The organism is Halorubrum tibetense (assembly GCF_042661865.1).
Classification (GTDB): Archaea; Halobacteriota; Halobacteria; order Halobacteriales; family Haloferacaceae; genus Halorubrum; species Halorubrum tibetense.
The window spans coordinates 1-932 of record NZ_JBHSWW010000526.1; the positions used below are offsets into that span (position 1 = coordinate 1).

Below are 932 nucleotides of genomic sequence, written 5' to 3' on the forward strand. Positions count from 1 at the left end.
AAAAATGATGTCTCCCGGCACCAGTTGGGTGCTGTCGATGCTAAGGTTGCTGTTGGCTCGAATGACATTGCAGCGAATTTTTGACATAGACATGATGGCGCGAAGTGCTTGTTCAGCTTTGCCTTCCTGAACGAAACCTACGATGCCGTTAACCACGATAACGGCAAGAATAACGCCGGCGTCTACGAGATGACCGAGTAGCAAACTTGCGCAGGCACTGGCAAAGAGCACGTAGATTAATACATTGTGAAATTGGGCAATAAAACGCTTCCAGGCGCTTCTCTCAGCCCGCATTGGTAGTTGGTTTAAGCCGTATTCTTGGAGCCTTTGTTGTGCATCCGCTGCGTCTAATCCTGTTTCCCTACTAGCAATCTGGGCTAGTGCTTGCGTCGTACTGAGCGCGTATGGACTGATAGTTGTCTGAGGGGCTGGCATATCATATCTGCTCGGCGAGTTTGTCGGGGCTAGGAGCCTTGTCCTGATCTTCGTCTTTAATCCGAAGTAATTGTTGCAATGCGTCGGAGGCTTGAATTAATTGTTCGGCGAAGCGACGTGTAAAGCTTGCCTCAGTTAAGGCTGCATCGGTTAGATCAATGGAGTGCTTGCCTTGGGTGGCTGACTGGATAAGATGTTGTTTCAATATTTGGTAGTCGATTTTAATTGTACTAAACATGTCTTTTGCATCGTTGCTGCTTAAGCTTGTTGTGTTCTCTAGCCAATGTTCCACTTGCGATTGCCATTGAGCCAGGTGCTCAGGCGCTTCAGGTGAAACTCGTTGAATAATTCTGTGTTGCTCTAGAACATCTGTCATGGCTCTGCAAGCATAATTGATGTGATGGCCAGCACTTAAGGCCGCCGCAAGCAGCCCTCCTTGTGATTGTGCCAGTTCAGCTTTCAGTGCCGTCGCAATGAAGTCGTTCATGTGTTGAACA

2 protein-coding genes are annotated in these 932 nt (G+C 48.2%); both read right to left on the minus strand.

Features of this window, described 5'->3' with window-relative positions; genetic code table 11:
* A partial coding sequence (locus ACFQEU_RS16720; RefSeq protein ID WP_379783976.1) for a cation-transporting P-type ATPase occupies positions 1 to 435 on the minus strand: 435 nt, incomplete at its 3' end.
* Between the two features lies 1 nt (position 436).
* Positions 437 to 932 (minus strand): hypothetical protein (locus ACFQEU_RS16725; protein ID WP_379783978.1); only part of this gene is annotated, 496 nt, incomplete at its 5' end.